Here is a 24,432-nt window from a genome sequence, read left to right as displayed (position 1 = left end):
AGTGTTCATAACCCCTTATTTTAGTTAAAAACTTTGAAAAGAGTTGGAGCTAAAAGCTGCAAATTAAACATAAATAATGAGTATTTTTGCTCACCCATATTTTAGATTAAAACAGCTTGAATTTATGAGGACAGATGTATTTGCCTTGCGCCATATCGGCATTAGAGAAGAAGACCTTCCACAGATGTTGAAAACCATTGACGTCAACTCAGTAGACCAGTTGATCACCGAAACCATTCCTGATGATATACGCCTCGCAAAACCCTTGGCTTTGGACACCCCAATGAGTGAACACGAGTATTTATCACATATCCAGAATTTATCCGAGAAGAATAAGGTTTTTAAATCCTATATTGGTTTAGGTTATCATGAAAGTATAACGCCTTCGGTTATAAAAAGAAACATTTTGGAAAATGCCGGTTGGTATACGGCCTACACGCCTTACCAAGCTGAAATTGCCCAAGGGCGTTTGGAGGCTTTATTCAATTTCCAGACTGTAATTGCCGAGCTCACTGGAATGGAATTGGCCAATGCCTCCCTTTTGGACGAAAGTACTGCAGCCGCAGAAGCCATGACTATGCTCTTTGATGTACGAAGTCGGGATCAAAAGAAGAATAAGGTTTTAAAATTCTTCGTCTCCGACGAGATATTGCCCCAAACGTTGTCGCTTTTAAAAACGAGGTCAGCACCTCTTGAAATAGAACTGGTCATTGGCAAGCACGAAAGTTTTGCGTTTGGTGATGATTATTTTGGCGCCTTGCTGCAATATCCCGGGAAACATGGCCAAATACATGACTATGCATCATTCGTAGCCAACGCCAGTGAGAAAAATATAAAAGTTGCCGTTGCTGCAGATATTTTGAGCCTGGCTTTACTGACGCCTCCGGGTGAATTTGGAGCCGATGTGGTGGTGGGAACCACTCAACGATTCGGAATCCCTTTAGGCTACGGCGGGCCACATGCCGCCTTTTTTGCCACAAGAGAAGAGTACAAAAGGAGTATCCCAGGTAGAATAATCGGGCTTACAAAGGACACCGATGGCAAGCCGGCCTTAAGAATGGCCTTGCAGACCAGGGAGCAGCACATAAAACGGGATAAAGCTACGTCCAACATCTGCACTGCACAGGTACTGCTGGCTGTAATGGCAGGAATGTACGCCGTATATCACGGTCCTAAAGGACTTAAATATATCGCAAATAAAGTCCATTCCTCTGCGGTTACCCTAGTTGACAGTCTTGAAAAATTAGGGCTGTACCAAACCAACACATCTTATTTTGACACTATATGTATAAAGGCAGATTCCTCCAAAATAAGGCCTATCGCCGAAAAGCATGAGGTTAATTTCCTTTACGTTGACAAAGATACCGTATCGATTGCGTTGAACGAAGCCACCTCCCTGAAAGATCTACAATCAATAGTAAATATATTCGCGGAGGCCATTGGAAAAGAAACAATTACAATCAAATCGCTTTTACCAAATTCCCTTCTTGAAAACAAGCTTGGGCGTACCTCAAAATTTTTGAAAAATAGCGTATTCAACTCCTATCACTCCGAAACCGAATTGATGCGCTACATAAAAAAATTGGAACGCAAGGATTTGGCTTTGAACCATTCCATGATTTCATTGGGTTCCTGCACCATGAAATTGAACGCGGCCTCAGAAATGCTTCCACTGAGCTTGGCGCGTTGGGGAAATATCCACCCTTTTGTCCCCATAGATCAAGCCGAAGGTTATCAAATTATATTGAAGGAATTAGAAAAAGATCTCAATATCATCACTGGATTTGCAGGAACTTCTTTACAGCCAAATTCAGGGGCACAAGGAGAATTTGCCGGTCTAATGGTCATTAGGGCCTATCAGGAGTCCAGAGGGGAAGGCCATAGAAATATTTGCCTAATACCAGCCTCCGCACATGGCACCAATCCTGCTTCGGCCGTTATGGCGGGCATGAAGGTAGTAGTTACAAAAACCGACGAAAATGGGAATATAGATGTGACCGATCTAGCGGAAAAAGCCAATTTGTACAAGGATAATCTATCCGCCCTAATGGTAACATACCCGTCTACCCACGGTGTATTCGAATCTTCCATTAAAGAAATTACCAAATTGATTCATGACAACGGAGGGCAAGTCTATATGGATGGGGCAAATATGAACGCCCAGGTGGGGTTGACCAACCCGGCCACCATTGGTGCAGATGTCTGTCACTTAAACCTCCATAAAACATTCGCCATTCCACACGGTGGTGGTGGCCCAGGAGTTGGCCCCATTTGCGTGGCGGAACAATTGGTGCCATTTCTACCAGGAAACCCCGTAATTCAAACAGGAGGAAACAAGGCCATTACAGCCATATCCGCAGCACCTTGGGGAAGTTCTTTGGTATGTTTGATCTCCTATGGATATATAAAAATGTTAGGGGAAAATGGATTGACCCAGTCTACAAAGACCGCTATCCTAAATGCTAACTATATTAAAAACAAGCTTAGCGGAAAATTTGAGGTGCTATACACCGGGGAAAGAGGAAGAGCCGCCCACGAAATGATTATCGACTGTAGACCTTTTAAAGAAAACGGGATAGAAGTTACGGATATCGCTAAAAGACTTATGGACTATGGTTTTCACGCACCAACGGTTTCATTTCCAGTTGCCGGAACCCTTATGATAGAACCTACGGAGAGCGAAAGCTTGGCAGAATTGGACAAATTCTGCAATGCTATGCTATCCATTCGTGAAGAAATTGATGTAGCATCTGCTGAGGACACCAACAATGCCCTAAAAAATTCTCCCCACACCTTGGAAATGATCACCAATGATCAATGGGATTTTCCTTACAGTAGACAACAGGCCGCCTTCCCATTACCATATCTAATGGAAAACAAGTTTTGGCCTAGCGTAAGGAGAGTGGATGATACATATGGAGACCGTAATTTAATATGTACCTGCGCTCCGATCGAAGCCTATGTTGAAGCCTGACAACCCTAATAAAGACAAGCATTTAAAAGCCTTTCCATTAATTGTGAAAGGCTTTTTCTTTGGCAAATTTATAAGTGGAATAATCTTGGACATCATATCTAACCCTAGGCACACAAATTACGGCGTACCAATTGTTTTATATTTATACTATTAAATTTCTAGATTATTATGAACATTGGCATTACTGGCACTGGTTCCTATTTACCATCCGTAGTAACAAAGAATTCAGATTTTAAAAATCATGAATTCTTAAATGAAGATGGAACTCCCTTTAAACATCAAAATGAGGTGATCATTCAAAAATTCCAAAGTATAACAGGAATTAGGGAAAGACGCTATGCCGAGGATAAATTAAATACTTCCCAACTTGCATTTTTTGCGGCAGAAAAGGCAATAGCCGATGCCAAAATTGACAAAGAGGAATTGGATTATATAATCTTTGCCCATAATTTTGGTGATGTGTCGGTTGGCAAAATCCAAGGGGACACCTTGCCAAGTTTAGCCACAAGGGTAAAACACCAATTACAAATTAAGAATCCCAGGTGCGTTGCCTACGACCTTCTATTTGGTTGCCCAGGTTGGATAGAGGGAGTAATACAAGCCCATGCATTTATTAAAAGTGGTATTGCAAATAAATGTCTTGTCATAGGCGCAGAAACCTTATCCAGGATTGTGGACAAGCACGATCGGGACTCTATGATCTATTCGGACGGCGCTGGGGCAACCATTGTTGAAGCTGGGGAAAATGTGGGGCAAATACTCTCACACAACAGCGCAACCTATGCCGATGAGGAGGCTTATTTTCTATATTATGGTGAATCCTACTCCAAAACTGCTCAAGACGGGACACGATACATAAAAATGTATGGCAGAAAAATATATGAATTTGCGGTAACCTATGTTCCACAAGCCATGAAAGACAGTTTGGATAAAAGTGGAATACCTATCACCGAGGTGAAAAAAATATTTATTCATCAGGCCAATGAAAAAATGGATGAGGCCATAGTAAAACGTTTTTACAAACTTTACAACATGGAAATGCCCCATGGAATTATGCCCATGAGCATTGAAAAATTGGGAAATAGCTCCGTAGCTACCATTCCCACCTTATTTGATATGGTGAAAAATGGAAAAATGGAAAATCAATCGATAAAAAAGGGAGATGTTGTTATATTTGCGAGTGTTGGTGCAGGCATGAACATAAACGCTATTGTCTATAGAGTTTAATCTATAGACCACTAATCGCTTTTTCAAATATCTTTGTTTCTGGTTATAGGATTAAGCCGTAAAAAACATGTTAAACAACAAACCAGATCATTGCTGATGTACGAAAGAACCTTCCCGAACAAACGTTTTAAACATACCCTTGCTTTTCTGCAAAAACACATTTCTACAGACCAATCCATCATAGATTTAGGGGTAGAAAATCCCTTTTCAAAGATCATGAAGGAAAATGGCTACCAAGTGGAAAACACAAAAGGCGAAGATTTGGATCTTGATTTCTCCTCGGCCGTGTCCACAACGGCAGAAGTTACCACTGCTTTTGAAATCTTTGAACATTTATTGGCCCCATTTAATATTCTTAGGCAAATAAAAACAGAGAAATTGGTGGCCAGCATCCCATTAAGATTATGGTTTTCACCTGCCTATAGGAGCAAAACCGATCCTTGGGACAGACACTATCACGAGTTTGAAGACTGGCAGTTTGATTGGCTATTGGAAAAGGCCGGATGGGAAATAAAAGACAGTGCAAAATGGACCAACCCTGTAAAAAAAATAGGGATAAGGCCATTGTTACGGAGTATTACTCCGAGATATTACATTGTGTATGCAGAAAGAAAAAATAGACCGGAATTAAACTCTGCCAAGACCAAAAAGTAAAGTCGATCACTTAATTACACCCTAATCAAAATAAAGCGTATACCTGTAGAAATGTTGACGACATCTGGCTAGGACAGAAAGAAAGGGAACTGGCCAGACCTCTAAAAACAAATAACTTTTTATCCGTGGAATACTATATTATCATCCCAGCACATAACGAAAGCCAATTCTTAAGGGATGTCTTACAATCTGTGGTTAAACAAACCATTCTTCCAAAACAAGTTATTGTTGTAAATGATAACTCATCTGATAATACTGAGAATATAATAGATGACTTTTCTACCAAATATGATTTTATTTCAAAAATCAATACAAAATCCTCCACCGCCCATATGCCAGGTAGCAAGGTCATTAATGCCTTCAACAAAGGCTTGGAACAGTTGAATGAAGACTATGACTTTATAGTTAAGTTGGATGCCGACATAATTCTCCCTGATTCCTATTTTGAAAAAATAACCAAGATATTTTCAAAAGATGCAAAAATTGGAATTGCTGGCGGATTTGCCTATGAATTGGACAAGAACGGTGAATGGAAATTAAATCACCCCATGGACAAAGACCATGTGCGCGGTGCCTTTAAGGCATACAGCAAAAGATGCTTTAAAGCCATTGGCGGCCTTAAAACCGCCATGGGTTGGGACACAGTAGATGAGCTACTTGCCCAATACAACGGTTTTAATATCTACACCGATAGCAACTTGAAGGCCAAACATTTGAGACCCATGGGAGATGCTTATAACAAAAAAGCCAAATTACTTCAAGGTAAGGCCATGTACACCTTGAGATATGGGTTTCCAATTACCCTTATTGCTTCTATAAAAATGGCCTTGAAACAAAAAAAACCTAGGGCATTTTTAGATAATCTTCAAGGATATTTTTTGGCCAGGAAAGAAAAATTGGATTTTCTCGTAAACCCAGTAGAGGGCAAGTTTATTCGCCAGCTGCGATGGAGAAAAATAAAAGCCAAACTCTTCCCATAAGAAAAGCCTGGCTTTTTTCGATTTTACAAGAAAACTTGCTTTTATTCTATTACCGCTTCAATCGGCTCTCCCGTAGTTCCAGAAGGAGCGTTCATGCCCATTAAGGCGGCTATTGTAGGAGCTATGTCCGGAATTTCAGTTCTACTTACCGTACTCCCCTTCTTGATACCTTTCCCATAAAATAACAAGGGTGCGTGTGTATCGTAGTTCCATGGGGACCCATGTGTTGAACCTGTATCACCGTATTTTCCACTTCCCGGATCGAAAACAAAAAGCACATCTCCTGAACGTTTTTGATTAAATCCGTTCTGAACTATGTAAGGTATTCCGCTGGTATATTGGTTCTGCCACATCTGGTTGGCGGTAAAAACCTTATAAATACCGTCATATTGAATTAGCTCCAAAGCCAATTCTTCCTCCACATCATCCATGTCCAAATCCAAACTCTTGATCACCTTATAATCCAAAAACAACTGATTGTTGGATGTCTTCTTCACAATATCCGTGGTCCCATAAGTATATTTCAAATATTCTGTTAGTCGATCGTCCATTTTTTTTGATTCCACCACTCCACCGGGAAGCTTCTGATCCCTTAAAAAAGCCGGGACATTAATAGCTGCATGATCTGCAGTTAGAAAAACGGTATATTCACCTGTTCCCACTTTTTTGTCCAAGGAATCAAAAAGACGTTTTAAATCTTGGTCCAAACGCAGATAGGTATCCTCTATCTCCTTTGAATTCACCCCCCATTTATGACCCACATAATCCGTACTTGAAAAGCTTATTGCCAGAAAGTCCGTAAACCTATCAGTTCCAAGGGACTCCTTATCCACAGCTTCCAAAGCAAAATCAGCGGTTAGACTATTGCCATATGGGGTGCTTTTTAGGATGCTATATTTGCCATTCTTATCCCACAAGCTAACTAAATCGTGAGGAAAGGTTGGAGCGGATTGACCATCAAAAAGACCCTCGTAATTATTATCATCAACACCACTTTCTATATAGCTATTGATATCCTTAAGGGTGGTCCATGGCTTTTTGTATTTAGCTACACTTTTTTGCGTATTAAAATCAATGACCCATGCAGGCAATTCGTCCATATAATAAGAACTGCTAATCCAATTGCCTTCGGCTCCGCCATCAAACCAATATGCGGCATTGGCCGTATGACCACCGGGCAGAACGGCGCCTCTATCTTTTATAGCAACAGCAATTACTTTTCCGCGCATTTGGGTATGCAACCTTACTTGGTCCGTTATGGTGGTGGTTTGAATTCTGTGGGGGGACATTTTTCCCGCATCGGAAGATGTTCCAACTGAGTTGGCATTGGGGTCTCCTGCGCAGTAAACACTTTCATCCGCATATTTATCATACCAATCGTTACCAATTATACCATGGACAGATGGGGTAGTTCCAGTATAAACCGAGGCATGTCCCGCTCCGGTCACCGTCGGGGCATAATTAAAATGATTGTTTTTACAATTAAATCCTTCATTGACCAAACGCTTAAATCCACCATCACCATATTGATCCCAAAAACGGGTCAAATAATCGTACCGCATCTGATCTACCACAATTCCGACCACTAATTTGGGAGTGGCAGCAATATTTGGATTGGCAACAATTTCCGTATTTTTTATGGCCTCAACCCTCCCTTTTTTAGATTTCCTTTGGGCATCTGCCCCAATGGGGTTAAATCCTGTTACAAGCATTAAAAGCAGTAATAATAGACTGTTACTTTGCATTCTTTATTCTTTTTATAGCAACAAAAATATAGAAATAAAACCTTTAAATTTTAATTGGAAGTTAAATGATTCTTAATATTGTTATTTTTACGTACCTAAGCAATATTTTATATTGAATGAATTACCTAGCATCAATCGGCAGCTATTTTATAATGATCAAGGAGGTTTTCAAAAAACCCACCAAATGGTCCATAATGAAAACCCTAATATTAAAGGAAATTGACGAACTCGTATATGGTTCCATGGGAATAATTATTTTCATTTCCTTCTTTATAGGGGGCGTAGTTTCCATACAGACCGCCTTGAACATTACCAATCCACTTATACCTCGAAATCTAATTGGGTTTGCCACAAGGCAATCGGTAATACTCGAATTTGCACCAACGTTCACTTCTATCATTATGGCCGGTAAAGTTGGCTCTTACATAACCTCGAGTATAGGTACCATGCGGGTAACCGAACAAATTGATGCATTGGAAATCATGGGGGTAAATTCTTTGAACTATCTAGTTTTTCCTAAAATAATAGCGATGTTGTTCTATCCTTTTGTCATTGCCATAGCTATGTATGTGGGCATCTTTGGAGGGTGGACTGCAGGTGTTTTTGGAGGATTTAGTTCCAGTGCCGACTTTGTTGAAGGCCTGCAATTGGACTTTATTCCGTTTCACGTTACATATTCCTTTATAAAATCGATAGTCTTTGCACTAATTATCGCTACCATACCTTCATTTCACGGATACTATATGAAAGGCGGGGCTTTGGAAGTTGGCAAGGCCAGCACCACGGCCTTTGTTTGGACAAGTGTTGTGATCATTATTATAAATTATATCCTAACACAATTACTTTTGGGCTAATGATAGAAGTAGACAACATACATAAATCTTTTGGGGAAAGCCATGTATTAAAAGGTATCACTGCCCACTTTGAAAAAGGCAAGACCAATCTAATTATTGGACAAAGCGGTTCCGGAAAAACGGTCTTTTTAAAATGTCTCTTGGGCCTCTTTACGCCCGATGAGGGCAGTATTAGTTACGACGGAAAAGTCTATTCCAAACTATCCGCAAGTGAACAACGAAACCTAAGACAAGAAATGGGAATGGTATTTCAGGGTAGCGCCCTCTTCGATTCCATGACGGTACAGGGCAATGTTATGTTTCCCTTGGGCATGTTCACCAAACAATCCAAATCAGAAATGCAAGATCGGGTAGATTTTGTACTTAAGCGTGTAAACCTAGTTGATGCCCACAATAAATTTCCTTCAGAAATATCCGGCGGAATGCAAAAGCGGGTTGCCATTGCAAGGGCTATTGTTATGAATCCAAAATACCTATTTTGTGATGAACCCAATTCGGGATTGGATCCAAAAACAGCTATCCTTATTGACAATCTAATCCATGAAATTACCCAAGAATACGATATTACAACGGTAATCAATACCCATGACATGAATTCTGTTATGGAAATTGGCGAGAAGATCATTTTCCTAAAAAATGGTCTAAAGGAATGGGAAGGCAGTAATAAAGAAATTTTTAAGACTGAAAATGAAGCTGTGACCGACTTTGTTTATTCATCGGAATTATTTAAGAAGGTACGTCAGATGTATTTAGAGGAGCGGAATTAACTCTGCATTTCCCTAACTTGAATCTTAGAATTCTTTAGTCTTAAGCGCAACCAATCCGCTAATTTTTGGGAATCGGTTTTTATTTGCTGGGCAGGTAATCCTTTTTTCCATTGTACATTAAATACTGGGACGGTATCCAGTTTATTAAAATCCGTTGTAATAGTATAGGAAAAGCCTAAATTGGTCAAATTCTCGTAGTTGGCCTTAGCTTCCGCACTTATATCCTGAAAAGGTATCTGCTGCTCAACAATCTTGCTCATTTTTCCGACCTCCTCCTTTAATACCTGAATCTGCTGTTCCTTACTCAGTAATTCCGCCTTTTTGGCTTCGTACAATTCGTTAACATATTTCATCTGATCCACTTCTAAATTCTTGGATCCCTGCACAATTTTCAATTCTACATTTTTAAGCTTATCGAAGGTATTTTTTTGGGTGGTCCAAGTGGCTACAACATTGTCCGGAATGGTTTCGTTTCCCATGAAGACCAGTTCAATAAAACCATTTTCACCGTGCTTGAATTGAATATCGGTCAAATTCTCCAAATACCTGCCCTCTCCGGGCAATTTGTAGGGCACAATATGGTTGGCAATGAATTGATTGGCCTGTTTTCTAAACAATGATTCCTGAAACACATCGTAAAAGGTAAATCCGGCAGGAATCATCACCAAAATAGCTACCGTGGAAGCCATTCTTGCGATAAACCTTCTGCGCCGTGAATTGGCATAGCGCACCATTGGAAAACGCAATAGCTTTAAAACCAAGAAAGTGGCCAAGGCAATAAAAATAGTGTTTATCGTAAAAAGGTACATGGCACCAGTGGCGTAACCAAAATTGCCAATGGCCAATCCAAAACCAACCGTACACAAAGGCGGCATCAGAGCTGTTGCAATAGCCACCCCATAAATTACGCTGGCAATGGTCCCTTTTTTGGCTCGGGCAATTACCAATGCCAAACCGCCAAAAAATGCAATTAGCACATCTCTAATGTCCGGCGCCGTCCTGGCCAGCAACTCCGATGATTCATCTCTCAATGGGAATAAATAAAAGAATAAAAAGGCGGTAATAACACTTAAACCTACCATAACGGTAAAATTCTTGAGGGACCGTCTCAAGGTATCGATATCATTAATGGCCAAAGACAGTCCAATACCCAAAATAGGGCCCATTAAAGGTGATATTAACATGGCACCGATAACTACTGCCGTGGAATTGGCATTAAGTCCAACAGATGCAATAAAAATGGAGCATATTAAAATCCAAGATGTATGGCCCTTGAACGGAATATCAGCGATAATCGACTCTTTGGTAGCCTCCGGATCGGTATTATTCCGAATATCCAATAAATCGGCCAGAAATAATTTAATACCATGTAAAAGACCAGTAAAATCCTTCTTAATGTCCTGCCCACTGCCCTCAGGAAAATCCTGATTCTGATCTTTATTTAAATTTTCCTCCATAATTACGACAGCTGATCTCCAAATTTATCCTTAATTTTTACAAGTACTTTTTTAATATCCTGCTCCTTGGATTTGGGATATATAAGCAAAACCTCCTCCTTGTCTACGACAATATAATCTTTTAATCCATCAATAACGATAATTTTTCCTTTGGGGGAACGAATCATGTTCCCCTGGGCATCCTCCGCTAAAACTTGACAATTCACCAAGGCATTGTCATTATCGTCCTTTTCCAATTTATCGTATAAAGATCCCCAGGTACCAAGATCGTTCCAATCAATAGTGGCCGGTAGGACAAAAATATTATTGGACGGTTCTAGAATGGCATAGTCTATGGAAACATTCTCTGCCTTAGGGTAATTCTCATTTATGAAAGCCCTTTCCTTTCCTGTATTATAGTATTCCAATCCACTAAGAAATAAATTATACTGTTCCGGTTGATATTCTTTAAAAGCATTTACTATAGTTTTCACACTCCACATAAAAATACCGGCATTCCACAAAAAATTTCCTTGCTTTATAAAATCCTTGGCAGTTTCATAATCAGGTTTTTCCCTAAACTGACGAACACTTTTCAAGGGTTCGTTATCTTTCTTTTCAAACTCTATATAGCCAAAACCAGTATTGGGAAAAGTAGGCTTTATGCCCAAGGTGCAGAGCACATTTTCCTTTTCACACTTATCAAAACAGCTTATAACGTCCTTCGCAAATGCTTCCTCATCCTCTATCCAATGATCACTGGGAGCCACGATCATAACGGCATCCGGGTTTTTTTTCTGTATTTTCAAAGCTGCATATAATATACAAGGAGCCGTATTACGCATAGCGGGCTCCAAGACTACTTGCTCTTGCTTAACGTCTGGCAATTGCTCCAAGACAAGTTCATTATATCTTTCATTGGTCAAGATCAAAATATTTTCCATAGGCACAAACTTGGCCAACCTTTTAAAGGTCTTTTGTATCAAGGTATCCCCTGTACCCAACATATCATGGAATTGCTTTGGATAAGCAGTTGTACTTATTGGCCAAAATCTAGACCCAACACCACCTGCCATTAAAACTGCATAATAATTTTTATTCATAGTTTCTTGCTTTAATCCTTTATTAATTCCACTTCGGCATTGGGCTGAAAAAGATACACCTTACCTGTAGCCACTTCAACACACTCGTATCGCTTTACCCTTTTATTTTGCTTTTTAAAAAGCTTTCCATTGTATATCCTGAAAACGCTTCCATGTGGCAATTCAAAAATATAAGATTTCTCCTTATCCTGGATATCATACTTTTTCAAGGCCACAGATAGGCCAGCGTCCGTATCACTACTGGCTTTTGGATTTCTAAAGTGCCTGGCCAACATAGGTAAAAGGTTGGCCGGAAAAACCTCTGGTCTTAAAAATGGCAACATTAGATATTGAAATGTCCTTTTCCACTCCAATCCGTGCGGTTTTATTTTCCGTCCATATTTTTCAAAAGCAACCAGGTGTGCTATTTCATGAACCAAAGTAATCAAGAATCGATATTTATTTAGAGTGGCGTTCACGGTAATCTGATGGGACCCGTTGGGCATCCTTCTATAATCTCCATGACGGGTAACCCGTTGATTTACAATCTTAAGATGCACACCATTTTCCTTTATAAGTTCCAGACTTAAACTTACCGCCCTTTCAGGAAGATACTTTTCCAAAGTGTCCTGCATACTAACAAAATTAGAAATTTTAAGATTCGATATTGCCTTAAGAGGAAATTTTATCCAAAATACAATTATGGATGCCAAAAAAAATGTAAATGAAGGAATATTTACATTTTTATTAACGATTAAAGACGACTTCTTTCCACTAACTTTGCATTCCCGTTGAAAACAACGAAAAACAAACTATTATTATAATTATGAACGAGTTAAGAACCACCAATAAGTTATTGCTTATTATAGTAATCCCCTTAGTGTTTTACTTACTAAAGCTTCTGTCGTTTATTTTTATTCCACTTATCTTCTCTATGTTCATAGCTTTATTGTTCCTCCCCATTATGCGCTGGCTCAATAAAAAGAAGGTATCCAAACCCGTCAGTATTTTTATTGTTATACTAATATTCATTGGTGCCTTAAAAATAGGGGGAGAACTGATACAACTTACCAGCAAGGAAATACTTTCTGCAGACAATGCTTTTTTCGAAAAAGCGGAGAACAAATTGGAAGCCTTATTGATAGGCATGGAAGATTATCTTGGAATACCTTATTCCAAGGAAGAAAACATCATTAATAATTTTATCCCCAAAGAAAGTATGATGGCCAACTTTGGGAACACCCTGGATTTTATTGGAAATACGGTTACTATGATTTTGATGACGGTATTTTTTGTTGTGCTTTGGCTGGCGGAATCAATAAACGTTCAGAAATTAATGAACAATACTATTTTAAAACAAAAGCACACCTCGGTTAAAACGTTTGTAAAAGTTGAAAAGGATCTAATCAAATTTATAAAGGTCAAGTTTCTAGTGAGTCTTTTTACGGGAATCGGAATTGGGCTGGCCTGCGTGTTCTTTGAGGTAAGCTTCCCAATTTTCTGGGGATTGTTCGCATTTGCTATAAATTTTGTTCAAATGGTAGGTTCCATTATTTCAGTAGTACTACTAGCGTTATTTGCGTTTGTAGAATTGGAGACATCCAGCACGCTTTTGTTCTTTGTCCTGTCCATTACCGGGGTACAGGTTTTGTTCGGATCCATATTGGAACCCGTATTTATGGGCAAATCTTTTTCCATTAATATTATTACCGTATTGGTAATGTTGATGCTATGGGGATATATTTGGGGCGTACCTGGATTGATCATGGCAATACCAATTACCGTTTTTATCAAGATTATCCTGGAACAATTCCCACAAACGAAAATAATAGCGAGTCTAATTTCAGGCAACCAACCCTTAAAACCATAACCACAAGAAAGGTAGTTGGTTATAATTTAAGCAAGGAGATCAATTCGTTCATTTGCTCGAAAGTCCTGGTAACTTCCTTTTCAAAATCAGGATCCTCGTTTAGCTGGGTATAGCCGTATACATCAAACCCACCAGAGGTAGCCGCCCTTGCCCCCTTAAATGAATCCTCTATTACCAAGCATTCATTTGGAGAATAGCCCATGCTTTTGGAGGCATGTAAGTAAATAGCCGGATCGGGTTTCCATTTTCCAATATCATAACAACTGAAGATATTGTTTTTAAAAAATGACGACAGACCAGCTGTTGCCAAATTCCTTTTTATTTTTTCCTGTGGCCCACTGGAGGCTACGCAAAATGGTACTGCCAATTTCCGAAGTACCTTTTCAATACCGTGTACTGGCTTAAGATGTGTTGAAAACACTTCGTAGGACCTTTGGCGATATTCACTTTCAAATCCCGAAGGCAATTGTCTTTGTATAATTGCCTCTACTTGTCTTATACTATCATTTAAAAACCCACCTTTGAAATGCTCCATGGCATAGGAAATATCTATTCCAGCTCCATATTCATTGGCCATATCCACAAATACCTGATTCCCCAGCACCTCACTATCTACCAACACCCCATCACAATCAAAAATAACACAGCTGTATTCTTTCATCGGTTTTTTTTAAAAAAATCAAGGGGTTGAGTTGGATACCTGAAGTAATTTACCATTGTAGAGTTTATGGCCGGTAAGTGCAAAATCTTTGATATAGGTTGCCATTTCCAAAGCAGTGATAGGTGCCTGATAACCCGGGAAAGCCTCTTCCAGCATTTCGGTCTGTACGGCCCCCAGGGCCAATACATTAAATGAAGGTCCCGACTCCTTGAATTCTTCCGCCCACAATTCTGTCATGGTAATCACGGCCCCTTTACTGGAACTATAGGCAGATAAGCCAGCAAACTTCATACTACCCTGAACGCCACCCATAGAACTTATGGTTACCACATGACCAGTCTGGGGCATTAAGGGAATTATTCTTTTGGTAATATTTGCAACTCCAAAAACATTCACTTTGTACACCTCCTCAAATGCTTCCATAGAAGTTTCCAAAAAAGGTTTGTTCAGTAATTTACCCGCATTGTTTATGAGCACATCAACCTGTTTCCAATTATTTTTCATAAATTCATCCAATTGGTCGTAGTCCGACTCATTGGCCAGATCAAATGAAAAACTGGATATATTTTCGTGACTTAATGCAGCAATAGGGGCATTATTCCTGGATAGAGCCAGTACTTTATGTCCGTCATTAGCAAACAACTGTGCCAATTGAAAGCCAATCCCCCTACTACTTCCCGTAATTACGATATTCGCCATTATCTGTATTCTATTTCCCTTACCGGGGCATTTATAATATCTTCCAAAACTGGAAGGGTTTTATTTACCAATAAGGCCATATGGTCGAAATCCATTATGGAAACTTCATCGCCCACCTTATGGTAGTGATCGAAATTGGTAAAATCGAAGGTACAAAAGGTTTGGGAAGGAACCCCAAACTCTAAATGAAAAGGATAATTATCCGATCTTTTAAACAGATTGTATTCCTTTGCAGTTGGGAGAAATCCAACCAAATTCTCCTCGGCATAAGTATTGCAGACATCCGCTAAATTAGATTCTTCATATCCTGTTACGTACATAAAATAATCTTTCCCTACCAAAGGAACGCCAACCATCTCAAAATTCAGCATGGAATAAAGATTCAAATTTTGTTCTTTCAATTTTGCAGCCAAGTGTTTCGACCCTAAAAGACCCTTTTCCTCGGCACTGAACAACGCAAAAATTATGCTCCGTTTATTATTTTTAAACTTACCAAAATAACGGGCAAACTCGAGGACCGCAGTAGTTCCGGAGGCATTATCATTGGCTCCATTGGCAATATAATCATCAGACACCGGGTCGGCAGAGCCTATATGATCATAATGGGCCCCAATTATAACAAACTCATTTTTCAGAGCTTTATCCGTTCCTTCAATAAAACCCACTACATTGTAGGCCGGTTTTTCAAAATTGGTCAACGTATCCCTATAGGTTTTAAAATAGGGCTTTACCCCGCTACTTTCAAAAATCCCTTCTATATATTCCGCAGCCAATTCTATTCCTTCGCTACCGGCTTCCCTGCCCTGCAGTTCATCGGAAGCCAAATAAGTAATTATTCCACCAACCCCTATTTCAGTGGAAAATTCAGAACTTATTTGGGAAGCCTCCGAGCTCCCCTGTTGTACTGCAGCGTCCTTGGCAATTACACCAGAGCCATTGGTCCCGTGCGCCAAGCCAACCGACTCATCTATTTTAGCACCGCCACAGCCTAAGGCAACAGATAATAAGGCTAGACTAATAATATTTCTCATAAATTGATTTGTGTTTGTCATAAAACCGTATTATAAATTTTAAAGCATTCTTCTTATGCTGACCAAAATGTATCGTCAATCCCATACCAACATCAATTGGGCCAACAGGAACTGGATAGGACTTAAAGTTAAAAAAGCATCCTGAAAATCAGGATGCTTTTTATATAATAATTTGAACTATTTGGTTTAAGCCAGCATAGTAACCGGATTCTCCAAATATGCCCTTAGTGTTTGCAAAAATTGGGCTCCAGTGGCTCCATCCACTGTTCTGTGATCGCAGGCCAAGGTAACCTTCATGGTATTACCAACAACGATTTGTCCATTTTTAACAACTGGCTTTTGGACTATTGCTCCTACAGATAGTATTGCAGAATTAGGTTGATTGATGATGGAGGTAAATTCAGAAATTCCAAACATCCCAAGGTTGGAGACGGTAAAGGTACTACCTTCCATTTCCGCTGGACTGATTTTCTTATTTCTTGCCTTGCCTGCCAAATCCTTCACCGAAGACCCTATTTGAGTCAATGTCATTTGGTCCGCAAATTTTAGCACTGGGACCAAAAGGCCTTCATCAACGGCAACAGCAACTCCGATATGTATATGATGATTGTATCTGGTAGTGTCATTGTTCCAAGAGGTATTTACCTGTGGATGCTTTTTTAGCGCCATGGCACAAGCCTTAACCACCATATCGTTAAAGGACACCTTAGTATCGGGCAAGCCATTGATCTGTTCCCTTGAAATCTTGGCATAATCCATATCCACCTCTATGGTCAAATAATAATGTGGTGCAGAAAACTTGGATTCGCCCAAACGCTTGGCAATAACCTTTCGCATTTGTGAATTCTTTACTTCCTCTGTTCCCTCTTGTCCTACCGGCAAATTGATTGGGGCAGCAGCTTGTGGCGAGGCAGTCTTTTCTTGGGCAGCACCGGCTTTGTCGGCAGCTTTTTGCTTTGGCTTATATTCCTCAACATCTTTCTTTATAATCCTACCATGATCACCGCTTCCTTTAACATCTCCTAAATCTATTCCCTTATCTTGGGCAATCTTCTTAGCCAATGGAGATGCAAAAATCCTTTGACCATCATGGGTTGCGACAGCCGAGGATTCCTGGCCATTTTTGGAAGTAGTTTCGGCCTTCGTTGTTTCTTCCGGAGCGCTTTCTTCTTCAGTAGCGGAACCAGATCCTGCACTCAATACGGCGTCAACATCTGTACCTTTAGGACCTATAACGGCAAGAACAGCATCTACCGGCGCTGTTTCCCCTTCATTGATGCCAACATATAACAGGGTACCGGAATAGAATGATTCAAACTCCATTGTAGCCTTATCGGTCTCGATTTCGGCAAGAATGTCACCTTCTTCCACCTCATCCCCAACTTTTTTCAACCAGGTCGCTACGGTTCCTTCTTCCATAGTATCACTAAGGCGGGGCATCTTTACAATCTCTACCCCGTCAGGGATAGCTGCTGCTGTTGCTTTTGGTGCTTCTTTTTCCTCCTTCTTGGCTGGGGATTCTGTTTTTTCTTCCGCTTGGGCATCTGAAGATGAGCCGTTGATCAACCCAGAAACATCCTCTCCCTTTTCACCGATTATGGCCAAAAGAGAATCCACTGGAGCTGTATCCCCTTCTTTTATACCTATATATAAAAGAGTTCCCTCATTGAAAGACTCGAACTCCATTGTAGCCTTATCGGTTTCAATTTCCGCCAATATATCACCTTCTTCAATCTTGTCGCCTACTTGCTTTAGCCACTTAGCAACGGTCCCTTCTTCCATGGTATCGCTAAGTCTTGGCATATTTATTACTTCTGCCATTTACTTATATTTTATGTTGTACAAATGGATAATCCTCTTGATCGTATACCATATCATATAATTGATTTATAGGTGGATAATCCGAGTCCTCAGCAAATTTCTCACACTCGGAAACCAACTTTTTAACCCTAGCATCAATTTCCTTTATTTGGGCATCCGAAGCATACTTATTTTCCTTTATGGTTGCCAAAACTTGGGATATTGGGTCGATTTTCTTGTACTCTTCCACCTCTTCCTTAGTTCTATAATGCTGGGCATCCGACATGGAATGACCTCTGTACCTATAAGTCTTCATTTCCAGAAAAGTTGGACCGCCTCCTGACCTGGCACGCTCAATGGCCTTGCTCATTTCCTTGGCAACCGTAACGGGATCCATTCCATCTACCGGTCCACAAGGCATTTCATATCCCAATCCCAGTTTCCAAATTTCAGTAGAATGCGAGGTTCTAGCTACCGATGTTCCCATGGCATAACCATTGTTCTCACAAACAAAGACAACCGGCAATCGCCAAAGCATTGCCAAGTTAAAACTTTCGTGCAGCGACCCCTGTCTTACTGCTCCATCACCCATATAACAAAGGGTTACAGAATCTCTCTTGAAATATTTGTCCGCAAATGCCAATCCGGCCCCTAAAGGGATCTGGCCACCAACTATTCCATGGCCTCCATAGAAACGATGCTCTTTGGAAAAAATATGCATAGACCCACCCATTCCTTTGGAAGTCCCGGTAACTTTACCATAGAGCTCCGCCATAACTTTTTTGGGATCAACTCCCATACCTATCGGCTGAACGTGATTCCTATAGGCAGTAATCATTCTATCCTTGGTAAGATCCATTGCATGCAATGCACCTGCAAGAACAGCTTCCTGTCCATTGTAAAGATGTAAAAATCCACGAACTTTTTGTTGAATGTATACTGCGGCAAGTTTATCTTCAAACTTTCTCCAGAACAACATGTCCTCATACCACTTAAGGTAGACCTCTTTGGTTATTTTTTCCATTAATTGATAATTTATGTAGTATTTCGCTTTAATCAAAAACAAGTTTAAGACATAAACGGAAAACAAAAATACATATATAAATCAATAGGAAAAAAATTTAAATCAAAAGCTTCGCACAAAGCGATTATATAAAACAAAATAGAGAATAGTTGAGAAATACATAAAACCTAAAAATACAATACCCTTACGCCCTAACCGAGGAAAGTACTATTAAAGGCTAAAGGAAGAATGTCGGACACAGAGTTACATTTTAGAACCTCTCCAGTTTCCCCAGACATAATAATAGATATTGGCCTCCGTTGCTTTATTTCATACTCGGAAATGGACTGCCTACAATTTCCACAAGGGGCGGCAGGTTTATTCACTACGAAATTTTTGGAAGTGGCGTTAATGGCAATGGTCTTGATGCCCACACCTGGAAATTTTGCAGAAGCGTAAAATATAGCCACTCTTTCTGCACACAAACCTGAGGGATAGGAGGCGTTTTCTTGATTATTGCCAATTACAATTTCACCATTATCCAATAATACGGCCGCTCCAACATTAAATTTGGAATAAGGGGAATAGGCATTTTTTCTTGCCTTCACTGCTTCATTCATTAATATGTGATCCTCCTGTTCCAGCTCATCTACAGATTCATAAACCAATAGATCAAACACTACCCTTCGTAGTCTCATAGTCGATTAACGTTATACTATTTTGGCAAAAATAAACAAAACCTGCTTGTAAGCAGGTTTTGTAACTTAGTCATATATGTTTTGGCAGATTAATCATTCAAAAATTCTTCTCCCAAATTGAATGTCAGTGAGAACCTTAGTGTATTCTCCAAAGGATTTCTTACTTGCGAAGTAGAGAACAAATAGGAAAGATCCACCTGGGCCGATTTAAATCTAAACCCCGCACCCAAAGTAAAGAATTTTCTTGACCCCTTTAAATCACTTTCATTGAAATACCCTGTCCTTAACATAAAAGCATTTTGGTAGCTATATTCCGCACCAAGTGCCCATGTAAATTCCTTTAACTCCTCGCTAAAACCATCGGGTGCATCGCCAAACGATTTAAAAACCCCTTCAAAAAAAGTAGTTTGCTGATACTCGTCGTTATCCGTCCCATCAATTACCCCGTCATCATTATAATCTTGTGGAGTGGGCACCAACAATTTATTAAACTCTGTGGTAAGCCCAAGGACATTATCCTGATCCAAAATAAGATCAAAACCTAAACCTGCTTTCAAATTGGTCGGAAGAAAATTCTCTTGACCGGCATCGTCATACTTTATTTTACCACCTAAATTTGAAATATTGAAGCCAGCCCTCCATCTACCATCAAAACTATTATAGGCAATTTCCCGTGAGCGATAATACCCGGAAACATCCACAGCAAATGAACTCGCCGCCTTGGAGTCTTCGCTACCATTATCAGGTAATTTAAGATTGGAACTAATATACCTACCGGCAACAGCCATAGAAAAAGTTTCACTTAGCTTTAAGGAATAGGAACCGTCAAACGCAACTTCGTTAGGCTTGGCCAATCTGGCTTGATCCCCTGCAAATTGTCTAAGTTCTATTTCCCCCAAGGTAAAGTACCTTATACTAAGGGCGAATGCACTTCTGTCATTGATCTTCTTATGAAAATTGGCACTCAATAGCGCTATATCGGTAATTATACTTTCCAAATACGGCGTATAACTAAGTCCGATGCCCATTTCTCTTTCGGCGAAGGCAAATTTTGCAGGATTCCATTGTTGGGAAAAAGCGTCTGTAGAAGTCGCCACCCCCATATCCCCCATTCCTGATGCCCTAGCATCTGCGGCAATGGTCAAAAAAGGCACTGCGGTAGTAATCACCCTATTCTCCTGCGCAGAAAGTTTACACACCAAGAAAAGCAAGAAAAGTATTGATAATTTTTTCATTTTTACTTGTTATAATTAAGATTTGGTTTCCATAGTTATCCAAATGAACCTAAATAAAGTTATCTCGGTTCATTATAGTCAAACGTCCTTTTTCCGAATATCTTATATAAACCACAAAAAAAATAACCTCCTTTATATTCATTTGACAATAACACACTATATATAGGAATATTCCGTATAAAAAATTGTTTTATAAGTATTGATTTTACTTGATATTCTATAAAGAATTATCAGGTAGCCATACTATATTAAATTTTAAGTCGTTATTCATGTTAAGCGATGCTCTTTGCATGATGAATTAATTGATTAATTTTTTTTCATTTAACAAAATATTATGTCTTAATCATCGTTTTATATGCCGAAAGCGACACAAAATATTAATAAAATATGAATCGCAAACTCCTTTAAAAAGAAGTTTGTCTTTTGAACTCAAGTCCTAATTATGAAAAAACAATTCATCAAAGTTGTACTCTCTTGCGCTATTGTAGCTGGTGGTTTTTCAAGCTGTAAAAACTCATCATCCTCTAAAAATGTTTCAAGGGCTACAGGCTGGAATATTAACGCCAAGGAAGGTGGATTTCAGTACAATTCAGACTTTAAAGAGCAGGAAACTGCACCAGGTTTAGTGTTTGTAGAGGGCGGAACCTTTACAAAAGGTCAGGTTCAAGATGATGTAATGCACGAATGGAACAATACTCCTACATCACAGCATGTGCAGTCTTTCTATATGGATGAGACCGAGGTTACCAACGTTATGTATTTGGAATATTTGGATTATCTGAAGAGTGTTTACCCTCCAGAAGACCCTAAATATGTACATATTTATACAGGCGCTTTGCCAGATACATTGGTTTGGAGAAACAGATTGGGATTCAACGAAACAATGACCAATAACTATCTACGTCACCCAGCTTATGCGGAATATCCTGTAGTTGGTGTCAATTGGATCCAAGCCACCCAATTTGCAGAATGGAGAACAGACCGTGTAAATGAGGTAATGCTGGAAAGGGAAGGCTATCTTTCTGAAGAGGCAAAATACAAAGTAATTAATGGTGAGGCAGAAGGTGGCTTTAGCACGGAGGCTTATTTAAATAGACCGGAATCCGTATACAACGGCCAGATAGATTCCTTACAAGGAAAAATGAAAAAAGATTCAGTTTCCGCCTTTGCCAAAAGAAGTTCCGGAGTTATTTTACCTGAATATAGACTACCAACGGAGACGGAATGGGAATACGCAGCCCAGGCACAGATAGGAAGTAGGGAATACAACAACTACAGGGGTAGAAAAAAATATCCTTGGGAAGGAGACTATACCAGAAATGGTCAAAGAGTGGGTAGAGGTGATCAATTGGCCAACTTTAAGCAAGGAAAAGGAGATTACGGCGGAATAGCCGGATGGTCTGATGACGGTGCGGATATTACCGCAGAAGTTAAATCCTACAAACCCAATGATTTTGGATTATATGATATGGCAGGAAACGTGGCCGAATGGGTTGCGGATGTCTACAGACCAATAGTTGACGACGAAGTAAGTGACTTCAACTATTTCCGAGGAAACGTTTATATGAAAACGGCTATTGGAAAAGACGGAAAAGTAAATGTAATTCGTGATTCCATAGTGTATGACACCTTGCCTAACGGAAAAGTTGTAGCGGTGAATTTACCTGGAGAAATAAAAATGGTACCCGTAGATGAAGAAGAAACCTTCTTAAGGACCAACTTCTCATCCAGTGACAATCGCGGATACAGGGATGGTGAACCGGGATCTACCAGATTTTACGATAGATTTAGCGATGAGGACGAAGATGAAATTAATAAAAGGAAAATGTACGACTCCCCAGTGAGCAAGGTACAGGTAGACTCCACTGGAAATATTCTGAGAGCTTATGACAAATCCAATAACAGAACCTCATTGATCAATGATGAAGTAAGGGTCTTCAAAGGAGGTTCTTGGAGAGATAGGGCCTATTGGTTAGACCCTGCGCAGAGAAGATATCTACCACAGTATATGGCAACAGATTATATAGGATTTAGATGTGCCATGTCTAGAGTAGGATCCAAATCCAAAACGAAAAACAAAACCCCTAGAAGCAGGTAGGCCGAATAGGTTTAACCACTAAAAAAATATGAAGAAGCCCTTTTTAAAAAGGGCTTTTTTTATATCTTAGATTTATGACAATAAAAGAATTGCACCAACTCTTTTTAGAGTTTCCCCAAGTCTGCACGGACACTAGAAAAATAAGCCCAAATTGCATTTTTTTCGCCTTAAAAGGAGATAATTTTAATGGTAATTCCTATGCCGACCAAGCTCTGGAGAAGGGCGCGTCATACGCCATTGTTGATGAAAAGGAATTTGCCACAGGCCATAAGACCATCCTGGTGGAAAATGCACTTTCAACACTCCAAGAGTTAGCTCTGTTTCACCGGAATTATTGCAGAGCAAAAGTAATTGGCCTTACGGGAAGCAACGGCAAAACCACCACCAAGGAACTAATTACCGCAGTGCTGTCAAGAAAATACAAAACTATTGCCACAAAGGGCAATTTAAACAATCATATAGGAGTACCATTAACACTGCTTTCAATAACTCCTGATACTGAAATGGCCGTTGTAGAGATGGGCGCCAACCACCTTAAAGAAATTGAGTTCTTATGTAAGTTGGCCATGCCGGATTACGGATATATTACCAACTTTGGAAAGGCGCATCTGGAAGGCTTTGGAAGTGAAGAAGGGGTCATAATAGGAAAAAGTGAATTATACGACTTTTTAACTAGCCATGGTAAATCCATTTTCTTCAATGCGGACGACCCGATTCAAAAGAAGAAATTGGCTATGGTTATCAAAAAATTCGGGTTTAGCCAGAACGATAATGAATTCTTTAAAATAAAACTTTTAGGCGCCGACCCATTTGTTAAAATAGAAGTCGGAGATATCCATATTACAACCCAACTTGTAGGCAGTTATAATTTCACCAATTGCTGTGCCGCAATATTAATTGGAAAATACTTTAATGTGGAGCTGGACGAAATAAAAAAAGGAATTGAAAATTACATTCCCCAAAATAATCGCTCCCAAATAATCGATAGAAATGGCCACCACATTATTCTGGATGCCTATAATGCCAACCCTACAAGCATGAAGGCCGCCTTGGAAAACTTTCAGCAATTAAAAGCCGATTACAAGGTTGCATTCTTGGGAGATATGTTCGAATTAGGCAAAACCGCAGAAAAAGAGCATCAGGAAATTTCCAATATAGTTACAAATATGAATTTCGACCAGATTTTTTTAATCGGTGAGAACTTTTTCAAAACAAGGGGCAACTTTAACAAATTCAAATCCTTTGAACATCTTAAGGAAACGCTCAATAAAAATACTCTGAAAAACGCCACCATTTTGATAAAAGGATCCAGGGGCATGGCTTTGGAGAGAATACTCGATTTGTTATAACCCTAAAACCAAAGTATTCTTTGTGGGACATACTGGATTCGAACCAGTGACCTCTGCCCTGTCAAGGCAGCGCTCTAAACCAACTGAGCTAATACCCCATTCTCTGTAACAACAGAAAAATAGTCCGCCAAAATTACACCAATTTTAAGAGTTTAAAACAACCTTGGAGAATTTTTTTCAATAAATTGACTCCTGAGGATTCAAAATCGATTTTTCAAACTTTAAAATAAAAACTATGTACATCCTATGCAGATTTAAGTCTTTACACC

General features: G+C 39.6%; 20 protein-coding genes and 1 tRNA gene. 9 read left to right on the top strand and 12 right to left on the bottom strand.

Annotation, left to right across the window (positions count from 1 at the left end; genetic code table 11):
* Nucleotides 1–124: 124 nt before the first annotated feature.
* The 4 genes from gcvP (at nucleotide 125) to MWU84_RS14685 (ending at nucleotide 5,835) form a co-directional block, all read left to right on the top strand.
* Nucleotides 125–2,974, top strand: a complete 2,850-nt coding sequence (gene gcvP, locus MWU84_RS14700) for an aminomethyl-transferring glycine dehydrogenase (protein WP_246902710.1) — start codon at nucleotides 125–127, stop codon at nucleotides 2,972–2,974.
* Between the two features lie 168 nt (nucleotides 2,975–3,142).
* The gene (locus tag MWU84_RS14695; protein ID WP_246902708.1) at nucleotides 3,143–4,201 is read left to right on the top strand and encodes a ketoacyl-ACP synthase III; all 1,059 of its coding nucleotides are present in this window, start codon (nucleotides 3,143–3,145) and stop codon (nucleotides 4,199–4,201) included.
* Between the two features lie 96 nt (nucleotides 4,202–4,297).
* Entirely contained in the window at nucleotides 4,298–4,855 is a 558-nt protein-coding gene (locus tag MWU84_RS14690) for a methyltransferase (protein ID WP_246902706.1), read from the top strand.
* A 125-nt stretch (nucleotides 4,856–4,980) separates the two neighbouring features.
* Complete coding sequence (locus tag MWU84_RS14685; RefSeq protein WP_246902704.1) at nucleotides 4,981–5,835, top strand: glycosyltransferase family 2 protein; 855 nt, start codon at nucleotides 4,981–4,983, stop codon at nucleotides 5,833–5,835.
* Between the two features lie 41 nt (nucleotides 5,836–5,876).
* Here MWU84_RS14685 and pafA read toward each other — a convergent pair whose 3' ends face one another.
* Complete coding sequence (gene pafA / locus MWU84_RS14680; RefSeq protein WP_246902702.1) at nucleotides 5,877–7,580, bottom strand: alkaline phosphatase PafA; 1,704 nt, start codon at nucleotides 7,578–7,580, stop codon at nucleotides 5,877–5,879.
* A gap of 116 nt (nucleotides 7,581–7,696) precedes the next feature.
* Here pafA and MWU84_RS14675 point away from each other — a divergent pair, with 116 nt between their 5' ends.
* Both MWU84_RS14675 and MWU84_RS14670 read left to right on the top strand, forming a co-directional pair.
* A complete protein-coding gene (locus MWU84_RS14675) occupies nucleotides 7,697–8,434 on the top strand; it encodes an ABC transporter permease (RefSeq protein ID WP_246902700.1) in 738 nt (245 codons plus the stop codon).
* Nucleotides 8,434–9,201 (top strand): ATP-binding cassette domain-containing protein, encoded by a 768-nt coding sequence (locus MWU84_RS14670; protein ID WP_246902698.1) that lies wholly within the window; start codon nucleotides 8,434–8,436, stop codon nucleotides 9,199–9,201. The genes MWU84_RS14675 and MWU84_RS14670 overlap by 1 nt, the downstream gene beginning before the upstream one ends.
* Here the strand turns inward: MWU84_RS14670 and MWU84_RS14665 are convergent.
* The 3 genes from MWU84_RS14665 to MWU84_RS14655 are packed head-to-tail and all read right to left on the bottom strand — an operon-like array spanning nucleotide 9,198 to nucleotide 12,354.
* Nucleotides 9,198–10,658, bottom strand: coding sequence for a DUF389 domain-containing protein (locus MWU84_RS14665; protein WP_246902696.1), 1,461 nt, complete (start codon nucleotides 10,656–10,658; stop codon nucleotides 9,198–9,200). The genes MWU84_RS14670 and MWU84_RS14665 overlap by 4 nt on opposite strands.
* A 2-nt stretch (nucleotides 10,659–10,660) precedes the next feature.
* Nucleotides 10,661–11,740, bottom strand: a complete 1,080-nt coding sequence (locus MWU84_RS14660) for a mannose-1-phosphate guanylyltransferase (protein ID WP_246902693.1) — start codon at nucleotides 11,738–11,740, stop codon at nucleotides 10,661–10,663.
* Nucleotides 11,741–11,751: 11 nt separating this feature from the next.
* On the bottom strand, nucleotides 11,752–12,354 hold the full coding sequence (locus MWU84_RS14655; protein ID WP_246902691.1) for a SprT-like domain-containing protein: 603 nt from the start codon (nucleotides 12,352–12,354) through the stop codon (nucleotides 11,752–11,754).
* A gap of 191 nt (nucleotides 12,355–12,545) precedes the next feature.
* Between MWU84_RS14655 and MWU84_RS14650 the strand changes: the two genes are divergently transcribed.
* A complete protein-coding gene (locus MWU84_RS14650) occupies nucleotides 12,546–13,589 on the top strand; it encodes an AI-2E family transporter (protein ID WP_246902689.1) in 1,044 nt (347 codons plus the stop codon).
* Between the two features lie 19 nt (nucleotides 13,590–13,608).
* On the opposite strand, the gene MWU84_RS14645 is transcribed toward MWU84_RS14650, so the two are convergent.
* The 7 genes from MWU84_RS14645 to porV form a co-directional block, all read right to left on the bottom strand.
* Nucleotides 13,609–14,250, bottom strand: a complete 642-nt coding sequence (locus MWU84_RS14645; protein WP_246902686.1) for an HAD family hydrolase — start codon at nucleotides 14,248–14,250, stop codon at nucleotides 13,609–13,611.
* Nucleotides 14,251–14,268: 18 nt separating this feature from the next.
* The gene (locus MWU84_RS14640; protein WP_246902684.1) at nucleotides 14,269–14,949 is read right to left on the bottom strand and encodes an SDR family NAD(P)-dependent oxidoreductase; all 681 of its coding nucleotides are present in this window, start codon (nucleotides 14,947–14,949) and stop codon (nucleotides 14,269–14,271) included.
* Complete coding sequence (locus MWU84_RS14635; protein ID WP_246902682.1) at nucleotides 14,949–15,980, bottom strand: M28 family peptidase; 1,032 nt, start codon at nucleotides 15,978–15,980, stop codon at nucleotides 14,949–14,951. The genes MWU84_RS14640 and MWU84_RS14635 overlap by 1 nt, the downstream gene beginning before the upstream one ends.
* 186 nt (nucleotides 15,981–16,166) lie before the next feature.
* Nucleotides 16,167–17,801 carry a pyruvate dehydrogenase complex dihydrolipoamide acetyltransferase gene (locus MWU84_RS14630; protein ID WP_246902679.1) on the bottom strand — a complete coding sequence of 545 codons (1,635 nt, stop codon included), beginning with the start codon at nucleotides 17,799–17,801 and terminating at the stop codon, nucleotides 16,167–16,169.
* Nucleotides 17,802–17,805: 4 nt separating this feature from the next.
* Nucleotides 17,806–18,804: a pyruvate dehydrogenase (acetyl-transferring) E1 component subunit alpha gene (gene pdhA / locus MWU84_RS14625; protein ID WP_246902677.1), complete on the bottom strand. Its 999-nt coding sequence runs from the start codon at nucleotides 18,802–18,804 to the stop codon at nucleotides 17,806–17,808.
* A gap of 191 nt (nucleotides 18,805–18,995) precedes the next feature.
* Complete coding sequence (gene cdd / locus MWU84_RS14620) at nucleotides 18,996–19,481, bottom strand: cytidine deaminase (protein WP_246902675.1); 486 nt, start codon at nucleotides 19,479–19,481, stop codon at nucleotides 18,996–18,998.
* Nucleotides 19,482–19,570: 89 nt separating this feature from the next.
* Nucleotides 19,571–20,716 carry a type IX secretion system outer membrane channel protein PorV gene (gene porV / locus MWU84_RS14615; protein WP_246902673.1) on the bottom strand — a complete coding sequence of 382 codons (1,146 nt, stop codon included), beginning with the start codon at nucleotides 20,714–20,716 and terminating at the stop codon, nucleotides 19,571–19,573.
* 442 nt (nucleotides 20,717–21,158) lie between these two features.
* Here porV and gldJ point away from each other — a divergent pair, with 442 nt between their 5' ends.
* The gene (gene gldJ, locus MWU84_RS14610) at nucleotides 21,159–22,814 is read left to right on the top strand and encodes a gliding motility lipoprotein GldJ (RefSeq protein WP_246902671.1); all 1,656 of its coding nucleotides are present in this window, start codon (nucleotides 21,159–21,161) and stop codon (nucleotides 22,812–22,814) included.
* Between the two features lie 74 nt (nucleotides 22,815–22,888).
* Nucleotides 22,889–24,163 (top strand): UDP-N-acetylmuramoyl-tripeptide--D-alanyl-D-alanine ligase, encoded by a 1,275-nt coding sequence (gene murF / locus MWU84_RS14605; protein ID WP_246902669.1) that lies wholly within the window; start codon nucleotides 22,889–22,891, stop codon nucleotides 24,161–24,163.
* A gap of 23 nt (nucleotides 24,164–24,186) precedes the next feature.
* Here the strand turns inward: murF and MWU84_RS14600 are convergent.
* A tRNA-Val gene (locus MWU84_RS14600) sits at nucleotides 24,187–24,261 on the bottom strand.
* Between the last annotated feature and the right edge of the window lie 171 nt (nucleotides 24,262–24,432).

This window comes from Arenibacter sp. F20364, from assembly GCF_023015905.1.
GTDB lineage: Bacteria > Bacteroidota > Bacteroidia > Flavobacteriales > Flavobacteriaceae > Arenibacter.
Note: the sequence above shows the minus strand (reverse complement) of the source record. Positions and strands in the feature narration are given on the sequence as shown.